Raw genomic sequence first — 15,078 nt, 5'->3', positions numbered from 1 at the left:
ACGTGGTAGTCGCCCCGGATTGCGGACGTTGTGTTCACGGCGGCACGCCTTTTCGGAAAACAACTTCCACAATACGAGAGGTGATCGGGCAAATAAAGAGGCCCACGTCACATCGGACGTGGGCCTCTCTCACGTTCATGACACCGACCCGCCATGCTCGCCTCGCGGCAAGTGGTCCCTCTGAGGGACGAAGGTTGGGCCCGGGGGCTTGGATCGGGCCGGTGCCACGTCAAGGCTAACAAACGGATACCGGAGGCCATTCCTGACGCGGGGACTTCTTCGGAATTCAGTCCCTCAGCAGGTCCGGCACCCCCGCCGGGTCCGGCTCGTCCCGCTCGCCGGAGACCACCGTGAGCTGCTGGGTCGCCCGGGTCAGCGCGACGTACAGCACGCGCAGCCCGGCCGGCGACTCGTCGGCGATCTCCGCCGGTGAGACGACGACCGTGGCGTCGTACTCGAGGCCCTTGGCCTCCAGGCTGCCGAGCGCCACCACCCGGTCGCCGAGCCCGGCCAGCCAGCGGCGGGCCTCCTCGCGCCGGTTCATGGCGACGACCACCCCGACCGTGCCGTCCACCAGGTCGAGCAGCCGTTCGGACTCCGCGCGGACGGTCTTCTCCAGGGAGTCCCGCGCGGGCGTGCCAAGGCCGCCGACCGCCGTCACGAAGCGCGGCTCGACCCCGGTGGACCGTACGGCGGAGGGCGCCTCGGAGCCCGGCATGGCGAGGGCGAGCACCTTGGCGGCCAGCTCGGCGATCTCGGCGGGGTTTCGGTAGTTGACGGTGAGCTGGAAGCGGCGCCGGGGGCGGGTGCCGAGGGCCTCGTCGCGGGCCTCGGCCGCCTCGTCCGGGTCGGACCAGGAGGACTGGGCGGGGTCGCCGACGACCGTCCAGGTGGCGTGCCGGCCGCGGCGGCCGACCATCCGCCACTGCATCGGCGTCAGGTCCTGGGCCTCGTCCACGATGACGTGCGCGTACTCGGTGCGCTCCTGGGCGAGGCGCTCGGCCCGCTCCCGCTGGGTCTCCTCGCGCACCGGCATCAGCTCGTCGAGGCCGGTGAGCTGGTCCAGCGGGTCCAGCTCGCGCTTCTTGCGCGGCCGGGCCGGGGCGCCGAGGATCGCCTGGAGCTCGTCCAGCATGGCGGTGTCGTGCACCGAGCAGCCCTCCCGGCGCAGCGAGCGGGCGACCCTGCGGACCTCGCCGGGGTTGAGGATCCGGCGGGCCCAGCGGCCGAGCCGCTTCTCGTCCGCCATGGCGGTGAGGACGCCCTTCGGGGTCAGCTCGGGCCACCAGGCGTCGAGGAAGGCGATGAACGGGTCCTCGCCCGCCACGTCCTCGTCGAAGGAGGAGCGCAGTTCGGCGGCCAGCTCCGCGTCGGTGTGCCGGCCGGCCGCGCCGGACTTGGCCCACAGGGCGTCCAGCAGCAGCTTGCGGGCGCGCGGGCGCAGCAGGTTGACGGGAGCGGTGCCGCCGAGGGCGGTACGGCGGATGTGCGCCAGTTCCTCGGCTTCCAGTTCGAGGCGGCGCCCGAAGGCGACGACCCGGAGCCGCTCCGGAGAATCGTTCAGCTCCAGAGCGCCGCGGGCGGCCTTCCGCAGCACCTTCAGCATCCGGTACGAGCCCTTGGCGCGGGCCACGGACGGGGAGTCGTACAGCGTGGCCTCGACACCGTCGACGAGCGAGCCGATGGCGCGGATCGCGACCTGGCCCTCCTCGCCGAGCGAGGGCAGCACGCCCTCGGTGTAGGCCACCAGCAGCGGGGTCGGCGAGACGATCAGGATGCCGCCCGCGTAGCGTCTGCGGTCCTGGTAGAGGAGGTAGGCCGCGCGGTGCAGGGCGACCGCGGTCTTGCCGGTGCCGGGGCCGCCCTCGACGTAGGTGACGGAGGCGGCGGGGGCGCGGATGACCATGTCCTGCTCGGCCTGGATGGACGAGACGATGTCCCGCATGGTGTGGCTGCGGGCCTGGCCGAGGGCGGCCATCAGGGCGCCGTCGCCGATGACGGGCAGCGCCCGCCCGTCGAGGAACGCCCGCAGTTCCGGGCGCATCAGGTCGTCCTCGACCCCGAGGACCCTGCGGCCCTTGGAGCGGATGACCCGGCGGCGCACGACCCGGCCGGGGTCCCTGGGGGTGGACCGGTAGAAGGGGGCGGCGGCCGGGGCCCGCCAGTCGATGACCAGCGGGGCGTAGTCCGCGTCGAGCACGCCGATCCGCCCGATGTGCAGGGTCTCGGCGATGTCGGCGGTGCTGTCGGGCCGGATGGCGCCCTCGGCGGGTTCGACCGCGGTGTAGGCGCCGTCGGGGCCCTTCTTGCCGTCCTTGCCGGGCAGCAGGTCGATCCGTCCGAAGAGGAAGTCCTCGAACTCGTTGTTGAGCCGGTTGAGGTGGATGCCGGCCCGGAAGACCTGGGCGTCCCGCTCGGCCAGTGCGCCGGGCGTGCCGACCTGGCCGCGCTGGGCGGCGTCGTTCATCAGGAACTCGGCCTCGTGGATCTTCTCCTCGAGTCGCCGGTACACCCGGTCCAGATGTTCCTGCTCGACGCTGATCTCTCGGTCACGCACGGAGTCCTGTGCGTCGTGTACCGAGCCGACCGCGGACTGCTGAACCTGAGCGGCCACCGGGCCCCCTTCTGACGTGCTGGGCAGCCGTCAACCGTACGCGAAGGGGACCCGGCAAAGCTACGTGACTACGCGTCCACCTGCACGAGCTTCTTGCCGTCGAAGGTGGTCACCTCGAAGTGGTCGATCTCGTTGGGCTTCAGGGCCGTGCCGCCGCCGACGTAGAGCGGCTTGCGGGACTCCGGGGTCTTGGCGTCCGGGATGCCGTAGCCCCACTTGGGGACGGACCAGGAACCCAGGGTCTGGCGGTCGCCGTTGTTGCCGACGGCAACCAACGAGCACTTGAGCGGCCCCTTGACGCCCTTGAGTTCGAGGACGGCCGAGGTGCCCCAGTCCTTCTCGCCCATGGCGACGGTCGCGCTGGCGCCCGTCGCGCTGTCGCTTCCGCTGACCTTGTCCGGAAGCTGCTCGAACGTCGTTTGGGCGGTGGCCGCGAGAGGCGTGGCCGTCTGCCCCGAGTCGCCGCCGCCGTTCACCGCCATGACGGCCACCGGACCGCCGATGATCAGCGCGGCAGCGGCCGCGACCAGGTAAAAGCCCTTGCGCCGCTTCTGCGCACGGCGCTCGGAGACCTCGTCGACCAGCTTCTCCACCAGCCGTGGGCTCGGCCTGGCGGACAGCGACTCGCCGATCGCGGGGGTGCTGCCGGAACCCGGCAGATCCGCCAGCGCGGCCAGCATCGGCTCCATCCCGGCCAGCTCGTCCAGTTGCTGGGCGCACCATTCGCAGGTGGCGAGGTGCGCCTCGAAAGCGGTTGCCTCGGCGTCGTCGAGCAGCCCGAGGGCGTAGGCGCCCACGGTCTCGTGCTCGCTCGGCACCGAAGATCCCTGCCCGGGGCTCATGGGTCCAGAGATACCCGGACCACCCGGGCCGAATCCTTGCATTCCTCCGTAACCACTGCTCATCACGCCGTCACCCCCCGCTCCTCCAGTGCCAGCTTCATCGACCGCAGGGCGTAGAACACCCGGGAGCGCACCGTGCCGCTCGGGATGCCCAGTGTCTGGGCCGCCTCATTGACCGTACGTCCCTTGAAGTACGTCTCGACGAGGACCTCCCGGTGCGCCGGGGTCAGGTCGTCGAGCGCGTCGGACAGCGTCATCAGCCACAGCGCCTTGTCGATCTCGTCCTCCGCGGGGATGACCTCCAGCGGCGACGGATCGACCTCCTGCGGCCGGGCCTGCCGGCTGCGGTGGCCGTCGATGACGATGCGGCGCGCGACCGTCACCAGCCAGGGGCGTACCGAACCGGTCGCCCGATTGAGCTGACCGGCGTTCTTCCAGGCACGGATGAGCGTCTCCTGCACCACGTCCTCGGCGCGCTGCCGGTCTCCGGCGACCAGCCTGAGGACGTACGCGAGCAGAGGTCCGGCGTGTTCGCGGTACAGCGCACGCATCAGCTCCTCATCAGGTTCCGAGGGCTGTGAGGACATGCGATGTCGGGCCCTCGATCCACGTTCATTGGCCACGGCCGCATCCTTGCGCACGCCCACCTCCGGTGTCCGGGGGTTCCCCCAGTCGGTCGCTCGCCCACCCGTACGGACAGGGGCGGCCCACCGTTCAAAAGGAGGTGACAGTTTTCCTGGGAATGACGTCACGAGCGGGACATGCGCACACATTCCCCCCGCGTGATGTTTGCATTTCCGACACATCGCCGGGGCGGCCCTGGCTGCCCGTGCGCACGGACCCGCAAACCGGCTGTTGCGGAAATCACTTCGCCCACGGCAGGGGAGTTTCCCGCCGCTTTCCGGCAGAAGGGCCGTACCGGGCGCTCAGGCCCGCGCGAGGGCCGCCCGCCGCCGGTGCCTGGCCACCCGCTCCCGGTTGCCGCAGACCTCACTGGAGCACCAGCGCCGCCGGCGTCCCCGGGAGGTGTCCAGGTACACCAGGGGGCAGTTGTCGCCCTCGCACGCGCGGACCGCGGCTCGCGCCACGGGGTCGGTGAGCAGTTCCACGGCGTCCCGCGCGACGAGCGCGAGCAGCGCCGCGCACTCGGGTGCCCGGGCCAGCTCGCGTATCAGGGCGCCGTCCGCGCCGCGCACCGCGCACGGAGCCGGGAGCGCGGCGCGGGCGGCCTCGTTGAGCCGGCCGAGGGCGCCGTCGTACGGCCGCGGGTCCGCCGCGCCGGTGCCGCGCAGCAACTGGCCGACGTCCGAGCGCAGTTCCCGGAACCGCGCCGGCCAGGAGGCGTCGGCGTGCCCCAGCGGGGTGCCGGGCGGCACCAGCCCGGCACCGGCGATCCAGGCCCGCAACGACTCGACCGCGCCCAGCCGTTCGGCCGGATGCGTGGTCGCGAGGAGGTCCAGGCAGATCCGCCCGGCGTCGAACCGCGGCTCGTTCGGGGCCGGGGCCGTACTCAGCGTCATGTGCCTGCCACCGCCTAGGACAGGGGAACCGTTGCGTCGCTCCCCTTCACAGTGCCCGCGCCGCCCGGCGCGCGGAACCCTTCGGACGGTCTTGGCGAAGGTTGCCCGGCGGATCCGTGCCCGGCCCCGCCTCAGCCGTCCGCGTACTTCGTGTCCGCGGCCGGGTCCAGCGCCAGCCGGTAGCCCCGCTTGACCACCGTCTGGATCAGCTTCGGCGTGCCGAGGGCCGTGCGCAGCCGGGCCATCGCCGTCTCCACCGCGTGCTCGTCGCGCCCCGTGCCCGGCAGCGCCCGCAGCAGTTCGGCGCGGGCCACCACCCAGCCCGGCCGCCGTGCCAGCGCCCGCAGCAGCGACATGCCCGCCGGCGGCACCGGCTTCAGCTCCCCGTCCACCAGCACCGCGTGCCCCCGGATCTCCACCCGGTGCCCGGCGACAGGCAACGCCCGCGACCGCGCGGGCAGTTCCTGGCAGAGCAGCTGTACGAGCGGCCCGAGCCGGAACCGCTCCGGCTGCACCGTCTCCACGCCCCGCGCCTGCAGCGGCAGCGCGGTCACCGGGCCCACGCAGGCGGGCAGCACGTCGTGGCCGAGCGCGACCAGCACCTCGCCGAGCAGCCCGCGCTCCTCGGCCCGCGACAGCAGGGACGCGGCGGCGGGCGCGCTGGTGAAGGTGAGCGCGTCCACCGCGCGCGCGGCGACGGCGTCCAGCAGCCGGTCGACGGGCCCGATGTCCTCCGGCGGCATCCACCGGTACACCGGCACCGGGACGACCTCCGCTCCCCCGGCCCGCAGCGCCTCCACGAACCCCGGCAGCGGCTCGCCGTGCAGCTGTACGGCGAGCCGGCGCCCCTCGACGCCCTCCTCCAGCAACCGGTCCAGCACCTCGGCCATGGACTCGCTGGACGGCGACCACGACTCGGTCAGCCCCGCGGCCCGCACCGCGCCCTTCACCTTGGGCCCGCGGGCCAGCAGTTCGACGCCCCGCAGGCGCTCCAGCAGCTGCCGGCCGAGCCCCCATCCGTCGGCGGCCTCGATCCAGCCCCGGAAGCCGATGGCGGTGGTGGCCACCACGACGTCCGGCGCCTGGGCGATGAGTTCCTTGGTGGAGGCGAGCAGTTCGCCGTCGTCGGCGAGCGGCACGATGCGCAGGGCGGGCGCGTGCAGCACTACGGCACCGCGCCGCTGGAGCAGCGCGCCCAGTTCCTCGGCGCGGCGCGCGGCGGTGACGCCCACGGTGAACCCGGCGAGGGGCCCGTGTTCGGGGTGCTGCTGTTCGTCGTCCATGGCTCTCCTAGCTGGCCCGCATGCCGAACGAGCCTGCCAACGGTGCGTGACAGGCTCGGTTCGGCTCGATGTCCGCGGTGTTACGTCACACCTTGGCGTAGCTGAGCTGCGGCTTCGTCTCGGTGGCTGTGGTCGGTGCGACCCAGGTGGCCGAACCGCGAAGGTATACGGCCCAGGTCACCGCGAAGCAGGCGCCGTAGAAGACGAGGAAGGCGACGAAGGCGCCGGTGCCGGAGCCGTAGGACAGGAAGGACTGGCGGAAGGCGAGGTTGATGCCGACACCGCCGAGCGCGCCGACGGCCCCGATGAGCCCCATGGAGGCCCCGGACAGCCGCCGTCCGTGGGCGGCCGCCGCCTCGCCCGTGAGCCCCTTGGCGAGGGCCTTGGCCTGGAAGATCCCGGGGATCATCTTGTATGTCGACCCGTTGCCGAGCCCGCTGAGCACGAACAGCACCACGAAGACCGACACGAACAGAGCCGACGACTTCGCCATGCTCGCCACGATCAGCACGGCGGTGGCGGCGGCCATGCCGACGTAGTTCCACAGGGTGATCCGCGCCCCGCCGTACCGGTCGGCGAGCCAGCCCCCTACCGGCCTGATCAGGGAGCCGAGCAGCGGGCCGATGAAGGTGAGGTACGCGGCCTGCAGCGGGGTGCGCCCGAACTGGTTGGTCAGCACCTGCCCGAAGGCGAAGCTGTAGCCGATGAACGAGCCGAAGGTGCCGATGTACAGGAAGGCCATGATCCAGGTGTGGCCGTCCTTCGCCGCGTCCCTGGCGGCGCCGGTGTCGTTCTTCACCGAGGCGAGGTTGTCCATGAACAGCGCGGCGAGGACGGCGGCGAGGACGATCAGCGGGATGTAGATCCCGAGCAGCACCCGCGGCCCGCCGCTCGCCCCGATGATCGCGAGGGCGATGAGCTGGATGACCGGCACGCCGATGTTCCCGCCCCCGGCGTTCAGCCCGAGCGCCCACCCCTTCTTCCGCAGCGGGAAGAAGGCGTTGATGTTGGTCATGGAGGAGGCGAAGTTGCCGCCGCCGATGCCGGCCAGCAGCCCCGTCAGCAGGAAGGTGGAGAAGGAGGTCCCCGGCTCCATCACCGCGAACGCGGCGATCGTCGGGACGAGCAGGAGGCTCGCCGAGATGATCGTCCAGTTCCGTCCGCCGAAGACGGCGACGGCGAACGTGTACGGCACCCGCACGACCGCGCCGACCAGCGTGACCATGGAGGTCAGCAGGAACTTGTCGGCGGGGGTGAGCCCGTACTCGGGCCCCATGAAGAGCACGAGCACGGACCACAGGGTCCAGACCGAGAACCCGATGTGCTCGCACAGCACGGAGAACCACAGGTTCCGCCGGGCGACCTTTTCCCCGGTCGACCGCCAGAACGCCTCGTCCTCGGGATCCCAGCGCTCGATCCAGCGACCGCTGCGACGGATTGGGGCCGGACCTGACATGACGCCTCCACGGTGCTCCGGGACTCGGTGGTTCGCGGTGATGAGTCCCGACGGTAGGGAGGGCGCGTTTCCTGGCTGTGGCTGTGGGTGACCGGCAGGGAACTTCGCTCTCACCCCGCGGGGAGGCGGGGTGAGAGGTCGCACCGGCCGGCGCCGGGGCCCGGAAACCGATCAGGCCCGGTGCGCTCCGGCGCGGAGCTGCCGGCGTCCGGGTGCCGAGCCGTCCGGCCACAGGCGTGGTCTGCGCTTGGCGGCGATGTCCTCCACCCAGCCGAACCAGACGATGCAGCTCGCGATGAACATCCAGGTGATCGCGAGGACCGGCCAGGGGCTCTCCAGCAGCCAGGAGAAGTGCAGGTACATCACGTCGAACTGCCAGAGCTGGTCCCACAGGGTGGCGGCGACGAGGATGCAGAGGTTGTGCCAGAGGTAGATCGTCACGGCTCTGGAGTTGAGCAGGGTGATCAGCCGGTCGAAGGGGCGCAGCCAGCGGGGCCATTCCGTCCAGGAAGGACTCAGGTGGAGGAGCAGCAGCACGGTGGCGAAGGACCAGAGGGACTGCGCGAACGGGATGTCGTCCAGGTCGTGCCCCTCCTTGAAGCCGTGCGTCAGGGCGTACCAGAGGCCCAGGACCGCGATGGCCGGGGCCACGGACGGGACGACGTAGCGGGGCATGCGCTTCAGGACGCCTTCCTGGTGCGCCATTCCCAGGATCCAGCAGGCGCCGAAGGTGCTGAAGTCCGTGAGGGCCGAGGGGATGCGCTCACCGGGCAGGTTGAGGTAGCCGAACTCGAAGGCCGCGGAGAGGGCGATCGGCGACAGGACGGTCGCCCAGGGCAGCGCTCTCAGCGCCTTCAGCAGGAACGGGGACAGCAGGACGTACCAGAGGTAGGCGCGGATGTACCAGAGCGGGCCGGCCAGCTCGCTTCCCCAGTCCTCGCCGAGGATGCCGTGGATGCCGCGCAGGCCCTCGGCGTAGGGCGGGTCGCTGACCGGCAGGATCCAGAAGCCGAGGTGCAGCCACCACCAGCCGGGGTGCCCGTCGTCGCCCGGGCTCCAGCCCTGCAGCACCATGCCGGTCACGCCGATGGCACCGAGCAGCCACAGGGGCGGCAGGAGACGACGCAGGCGGCTTCGGACCACCTGCACCGCCGGGCGCTTGAGCGAGCGGGCCATGAGGTTGCCCGCCAGGGCGAACATCACGCCCATGGACGGGAACACCACGGGCAGCCAGGCCCAGCCCATCAAGTGGTAGAAGACCACCCGGAAGAGCGCGATCGCGCGCAGCAGGTCGAAGTACCGGTCGCGCACCGGGGCGCGCCGCCGCTGCTCGGGCTCGGCGGGCCGGGTCGGCTCGTCGGTGCCGGACGGGAGGGTGGGTACGGTCACGTGCTGGGCTTCCTGGGTCGTCGTCGGGAAGGGTGCCGACGGAGCGAGCGGAGGGGCCGCGGCCCGGGAGGGCCCCGTGGCGAAGGGCTCGTACGGGGATCCCGGCGGCCGGGCGCCAGGCCGCGGTCCGGAGTCGAAGGGCGTCGTCATCAGGCCGGCCTTCCGTCCATCACCCGCTGGTCGGTGACGGACCCGGTCGGCGGAGCCGACACACCGCCCTTGCGGCGGAGCTTCTGCCAGCGCAGGCGGCCGCCGGTGAGTGCCGTGATCCAGGACTGGAGCAGCACCACGTACATGAGCTGGCGGTACAGGATCTGCTGCAGGGGCAGTGAGATCAGCGGCGTCAGCGGTTCGCGGTCGAGGAAGAAGGCGTACGCCGCGCAGGCCGCCTGGACGGCGAGGACACCGAACCAGGCCGCGACCGTCTTCTCGGTGGGCCCGAAGACCAGGCCGTAGATGAGGAAGATGTCGATGAGCGGGGCCAGCAGCGGGGCCACGACCATGAACAGGGACACCAGGGGCAGGCCGACCCGGCCGAAGCGTCCGGACGGGCCGCGTTCGACGACGGCACGGCGGTGCTTCCAGATCGCCTGCATGGTGCCGTACGACCAGCGGTAGCGCTGGGACCACAGCTGCTGGACGGACTCCGGGGCCTCGGTCCAGGCCCGGGCCTTCTCGGCGTACACGACGCGCCAGCCGTCGCGGTGCATCGCCATGGTGATGTCGGTGTCCTCGGCGAGGGTGTCGTCGCTCATGCCGCCGACCCGTTCCAGGGCCGAGCGGCGGAAGGCTCCGACCGCGCCCGGGATGGTCGGCATGCAGCGCAGGACGTCGTACATGCGGCGGTCGAGGTTGAAGCCCATCACGTACTCGATGTGCTGCCAGGCGCCGATGAGGGTGTCCTTGTTGCCGACCTTGGCGTTGCCGGCGACCGCTCCGACCCGTGGGTCGGCGAAGGGCTGCACCAGCTCGCGCACGGTGGCCGGCTCGAAGACGGTGTCGCCGTCCATCATCACGATCAGGTCGTACCGGGCGTTCGCCATACCGCGGTTGAGAGCGGCGGGCTTGCCCGCGTTGAGCTGGCGGATCACCCGTACGTTGGGCAGTCCCAGCCCCTCGACGATGCGGGCCGTGCCGTCGGTGGAGCCGTCGTCGATGACGAGGACCTCGATGGGGTGCTCGCTGCGCATCAGTGAACGGACGGTGTTCTCGATGCACTTGGCCTCGTTGTAGGCCGGGACCAGCACGGACACGGGTTCCGTGACGGGTCGCGGACCCCAGCGGAACCCGCGCCGGCGGGTGCGGCGGGCGTGCACCGCGGACAGCAGCAGCATCCCGCCGAAACGGGCGAGGACGAGGGAGCCGATGACCGCGAGCCCCACGACCAGGGCACCGGTGGCCCGCTCCGACGCCTGCACCAGGAATATCCAGGCCTTGCCCTTCCAGAGGTCGAGGCCCGCGACCGGGGTGTCGGCGCTCGGCGCGTCCAGTGCCTCCGTGAGGCTCTGGAACCGGTAGCCCCGTGACTGCAGTTGGGGCAGGAACCGGTCCAGCGCCTGGATCGTCTGGTGCCGCTCGCCGCCGGAGTCGTGCATCAGGACGATGGCGCCCTTGCCGCCCTTGGGTGTCGCCCTGCGGATGATCTCGTCGGCCCCGGGCCGGCGCCAGTCCTCGCTGTCGGTGTCGTTGAGGACGGTGAGGTACCCCCGGCTGCCGACGTACTCGGTCACCGGCCAGGACTTGTCGTCCATGGCGTCGGCGAACGAGGAGTACGGCGGCCGGAACAGGGAGCTGTGGATGCCGGCCGCTCCGGCCAGCGCGAGCTGGCTCTGGGACAGCTCCCAGTCGATGCGCCGCTCGGAGTGGTACGACAGGTCGGGGTGGTTGAAGGTGTGCAGGCCGACCTCGTGGCCCTCGTCCACCATGCGCTTGACCAGGTCCGGGTAGCGGGAGGCCATGGTGCCGGTGACGAAGAAGACGGCGTGCGCGTGGTGCTTCTCGAGGATGTCGAGGACCTTCGGCGTCCAGGTGGGGTCCGGGCCGTCGTCGAAGGTGAGGACGACGCGGTGGTCCGGCACCCGCAGGCTGCCGGTGCGGCCGCCCCGGGTGTCGATGACCGGACCGCCCTCGCGGACCGCCTCGGGCACCTTGCCGGTGGCCGCCTCGGGCTGGACGCGGAAGTCCGCGAGGATCTCGTTGTGCACGTACCCGCGCAGCATGAGCATCGCGAGCGTGGCGATCAGGACCAGGACGGACAGCAGATAGCGCAGGGGCAGCCATCTGCGCCTGGCGGGCGGGGCGGAGCGGTGACGGGAGTGTGACGGCATGGGGCGGCTTCGCTGATCAGAGGTGCGGACGCGGGACGGTCGGGCCGACGGCGCTGTGGGCCTCGGGTCCCGTGCCACCGGCGGGGGAAAGTGAGGGTCCGGGGGAGGCACCGGTGCCCGGGGTGGACGGGTCCGGGGACGAGCCGGCCGGTGATGCCGGGGAGGTGGACGGGTGCCTGGTGCCGCCGACGACGCCGGCGGACGTGCCGGCCGTCGGCGCCGCGTCGGCGGAGGTGCGCGAGGTGCCCGGGGCGGAGCTCGACAGCGAGCCGGCGCCCGGTGCGGTGCCGGCGCTCGCCGTCGGGGACACGACGGGGGTGGCCGCGGGGCCACCGCTCTCCGGCGCCGGATCCGCCGAAACGCTGGGCAGCGGCGGGGAGTCCACCTGGCTGGCGGGCGCGTTCTCGTCCTGGCCGGGCACCGGAACCCATGGCGCGTCCGAGCTGCCCGAGAACAGCGTCGCCACGATGACCACGGCGTACCCGGCGCAGGCCAGGCCGACGATCACGCCGAGGCGGCGGAAGGTACGGCTGCGGCGGCCGGACTCGTCGACGAAGACGGGGCCGTCGGCGGTCTCGCGGCCGGTGCCGTGCGTGGTGCCCGGGGCCGCGGTCAGCCGGCCGTCGCCGAGCTGGACGGCCTCCATCTGGACCGTCACCTCGTGCGGGTCGTGCGTGGGGTCGGAGGCGGTGGGCTGGGTGGGAATGGAGGGAAGGGGCTCGCCCCAGGGGTCGCGGAGGGACTCCGCGGTGCCGGGTCCGGTGTGGCCGCCGACCCTCACCCGGCGCAGCACGGTGGTCTGTTCGGGGTCCGGGGCGGCAGTCGCACCGCGGTCCGGGGCGCGGCGGAAGTCCGCGGCCGCGCGGTCGTCGCGGGCCCGCGGGAGTACGGCCGTCCCGTCGGCCTCGGTCCGGGCGGCTCGACCGCCCCGGAGTATCCCGGTCGCCGGGAAGGCGCCGGCACCGGGGACGTCACCGGTCTCCGGGAACGCCGTGCCGGCCGGGTGACCGCCGTGCGGAAGGCTGGAATCGGCGTGGCCGCCGCCCCGGAGGGCGCCTGTCTCCGGGAACGCCCGGGTGTGACCCGGTACCGGGTGTTGCCAGGGCGCGGATGCGACTTGGGGCCACTCCGGTTGGGCGTCTTCTCGCCACTCTTTCACGTGCGCACATCCCCCCACGGGACAGTTCCGGGTGCGCATCGACACCGAGCACCCGCCGTTCGAACCAGGCCCCCACCCAGCCCGAGCGCCCCCTTTACCACACCGTGCTCGGGCCATGAATGTAGCGCATGCGGAGGTTGTGTGTTCGCCACGTGCCACCTAGTGGGCGCTCATCACATCATCATCCGCGGCTGGAATCCATCGGTCGGTGGGCCGCCGGAGCCACCCTTCGGCCCGCGCGATGTCACTCGCGGCCCTGCGGAGCGCCGTCAGTCCGGGATGGACCAGCCCTTTGCGCCAGACCAGCGAGACGGGTGAGAGCGGAACCGGATCGACGAGCGGCCGCAGCACCGAACGGGGCATGGCCGGAAAGTCCACCACGGCCAGGATCACGTTCCGGGTCTTGGCCATGATGCGCTCGAACTCCTCGTCACCGACCGGCAGCGGAAGGGGTGGAGCGAGTCGGATGCCACGTCCCTCGAAGAGGTGAAGTGCGAGGTCGGTCCACTCCCGGGTGCGCGGGTTCCCCGCCCCGGCGTACACCGTCTCCCCGGCCAGCGCCGCCAGCGGGACCTCCGGCAGCGCGGCCAGGGGGTGGCCGTCGGGCAGGACGACGGCCATCGGCTCGTAGCGCACCGGCTGCTGTTCGAGCCCCGACCGCAGGGCCGGGTCCACGCCCGCGAAGCGCCCGAAGGAGACGTCCAGCCGGCCGGCGAGCACCTCGGCCGCCGCCCCCGTCAGACCGCTCTCGTAGCGGGCCATCAGCTCGCAGTCGGGGGCGAGTTCCCGGGCCCGGTGCAGCACCCGGCGGCCGGTGAGCAGACCGGCGGAATTGAGGTCCACCAGCAGCGGCCGGGCCTGGCCGAAGGCGGCGAGCAGGTCGTCCTGGGCGGCCAGCACCCGCCGGGCGTGCGGCAGCAGCCGCTCGCCGTCCGCGGTGAGCGTCACCTGACGGGTGGTCCGTACGAACAACTCCGCGCCCAGCTCGCGTTCCAGCCGCCGTACGTCCCGGCTCAGCGCCTGCTGCGCCACGTACAGACGGGCCGCGGCCCGGGTGAAGTGCAGCTCCTCGGCGACGGCGACGAAGGCGCGCAGCAGGCGCGGTTCTATGGCGGCGGGAGCGGGCATGGCGGCGAATCTACAACCCGGATTCACAACGCGGGCGTGTGAGTCGGCACCGAGAAGGTGTTGGACCGGATGATCCACTCCGGGCCACCGTTGAGTCATGCCGCCACAGACCACCGAAGACAGCCGAATACCGAACGAGCAGTGCGAAGAGCGGGAGACGGGGCAGCTCCGCGGATACCGGGGGCTCTTCTCCCACCCCGGCACGGTCGCCTTCACCGCGGGCAATCTCGTCGCGCGGCTGCCCATGGGCATGTTCAGCGTGAGCGCGGTCGTGATGATCGCCGGGGCCCGGGGCTCGTACGCCCTCGCCGGCGCCGTCACCGCGGTCGGTCTCGCGGCGACCGGGGTGGCCGGGCCGTGGATCGCGCGGCTCGTCGACCGGCACGGCCAGGCCCGGGTCGCCGTACCGGCCACCCTCGCGGCCGTGCTGGGCAGCCTCACCCTGCTGCTGTGCGTGCGCTACGGCGCCCCGGACTGGACCCTGTTCGCCGCCTACACCGCCACGGCCGCCACTCCCAACATCGGCGGCCTGTCCCGCGCCCGCTGGGCCCACCTGCTGCGCGACGACCCCGCCGCCCTGCATACCGCGAACTCCTTCGAGCAGGCCGCCGACGAGCTGTGCTTCATGCTGGGCCCGGTGCTGGCCGCCTTTCTGACCGGCACGTTCTTCCCGGAGGCGGGCACGCTCGCCGGGGCCGTACTGCTGCTGGCCGGCATGCTGCTGTTCACCGCGCAGCGGGCGACCGAGCCACCGCCACTGGCCCGCTCCAAGGCCCGGTCGCCGCTGCGCAGCCCGGGGATTCCGGCACTCCTGGCCTGCTTCGTGGCGACCGGCGCGGTGTTCGGCTCGATGGAGGTCGTCACGATCGCGTACGCCGACGCCCAGGGGCACCGGGCGGCGGCCGGTCTGGTGCTCGCGTTGCAGGCGGCGGGCTCGTGCGCGGCCGGTCTGCTGTACGGGGCCCTGAAACCGGCCGGGCTCGGCCTCCCCCGCTGCCTGCTCGCGATGGCCGCCCTGATGACCCTGCCCTGGCTGGCCGCCGCCGGCACGGGTTCCCTCGTGGCCCTGGCGGGTGCGCTGCTGGTCGCGGGCATGGCGACGGCGCCGACGATGGTGACCGCGATGACCCTGGTGCAGGCCCGCACCCCGGCCGACCGGCTCAACGAGGGCATGAGCCTCGTCGTCACCGGACTGCTCACCGGCATCGCCTGCGGCTCGGCGGCCGGCGGCTGGGCGGCCGAGCACGGCTCACCGGCCACCGGCTTCGCCGTACCGGCGGTCGCGGCCGCCGTGGCCCTGGTGATCGGCTCGTCGCGGCTGCGGACGGGGACGGCCGGGCAGGCCGCGGCGACTCGGTAG

General features: G+C 72.5%; 11 protein-coding genes. 1 reads left to right on the top strand and 10 read right to left on the bottom strand.

Annotated elements, in window-relative coordinates; all coding sequences use genetic code 11:
- Positions 1-286: 286 nt before the first annotated feature.
- From ABZ478_RS00225 to ABZ478_RS00180, 10 genes are all read right to left on the bottom strand, one after another.
- The gene (locus ABZ478_RS00225; protein WP_359544263.1) at positions 287-2,614 is read right to left on the bottom strand and encodes a UvrD-helicase domain-containing protein; all 2,328 of its coding nucleotides are present in this window, start codon (positions 2,612-2,614) and stop codon (positions 287-289) included.
- A 68-nt stretch (positions 2,615-2,682) separates the two neighbouring features.
- Positions 2,683-3,456, bottom strand: coding sequence for a zf-HC2 domain-containing protein (locus ABZ478_RS00220; protein WP_359544262.1), 774 nt, complete (start codon positions 3,454-3,456; stop codon positions 2,683-2,685).
- A gap of 62 nt (positions 3,457-3,518) precedes the next feature.
- Positions 3,519-4,103, bottom strand: coding sequence for a sigma-70 family RNA polymerase sigma factor (locus tag ABZ478_RS00215; protein ID WP_037932079.1), 585 nt, complete (start codon positions 4,101-4,103; stop codon positions 3,519-3,521).
- A gap of 279 nt (positions 4,104-4,382) precedes the next feature.
- Positions 4,383-4,976, bottom strand: a complete 594-nt coding sequence (locus tag ABZ478_RS00210) for an ABATE domain-containing protein (protein ID WP_359544261.1) — start codon at positions 4,974-4,976, stop codon at positions 4,383-4,385.
- 131 nt (positions 4,977-5,107) lie between these two features.
- Positions 5,108-6,259 carry a uroporphyrinogen-III synthase gene (locus ABZ478_RS00205; protein WP_359544260.1) on the bottom strand — a complete coding sequence of 384 codons (1,152 nt, stop codon included), beginning with the start codon at positions 6,257-6,259 and terminating at the stop codon, positions 5,108-5,110.
- 85 nt (positions 6,260-6,344) lie between these two features.
- Positions 6,345-7,715: a nitrate/nitrite transporter gene (locus ABZ478_RS00200; RefSeq protein WP_359544259.1), complete on the bottom strand. Its 1,371-nt coding sequence runs from the start codon at positions 7,713-7,715 to the stop codon at positions 6,345-6,347.
- Positions 7,716-7,886: 171 nt separating this feature from the next.
- On the bottom strand, positions 7,887-9,104 hold the full coding sequence (locus tag ABZ478_RS00195; RefSeq protein ID WP_359544258.1) for an acyltransferase: 1,218 nt from the start codon (positions 9,102-9,104) through the stop codon (positions 7,887-7,889).
- A 149-nt stretch (positions 9,105-9,253) separates the two neighbouring features.
- Entirely contained in the window at positions 9,254-11,431 is a 2,178-nt protein-coding gene (locus ABZ478_RS00190) for a glycosyltransferase (protein ID WP_359544257.1), read from the bottom strand.
- 16 nt (positions 11,432-11,447) lie between these two features.
- Positions 11,448-12,590 (bottom strand): hypothetical protein, encoded by a 1,143-nt coding sequence (locus ABZ478_RS00185; RefSeq protein ID WP_359544256.1) that lies wholly within the window; start codon positions 12,588-12,590, stop codon positions 11,448-11,450.
- Positions 12,591-12,749: 159 nt separating this feature from the next.
- Positions 12,750-13,718: a LysR family transcriptional regulator gene (locus ABZ478_RS00180; protein ID WP_359544255.1), complete on the bottom strand. Its 969-nt coding sequence runs from the start codon at positions 13,716-13,718 to the stop codon at positions 12,750-12,752.
- A gap of 97 nt (positions 13,719-13,815) precedes the next feature.
- Here ABZ478_RS00180 and ABZ478_RS00175 point away from each other — a divergent pair, with 97 nt between their 5' ends.
- Positions 13,816-15,078 (top strand): MFS transporter, encoded by a 1,263-nt coding sequence (locus tag ABZ478_RS00175; RefSeq protein ID WP_359544254.1) that lies wholly within the window; start codon positions 13,816-13,818, stop codon positions 15,076-15,078.

The sequence above is a fragment of the Streptomyces sp. NPDC005706 genome (genome assembly GCF_040631045.1).
Classification (GTDB): Bacteria; Actinomycetota; Actinomycetes; order Streptomycetales; family Streptomycetaceae; genus Streptomyces.
This window is presented reverse-complemented; position numbering and strand designations above follow the sequence as displayed.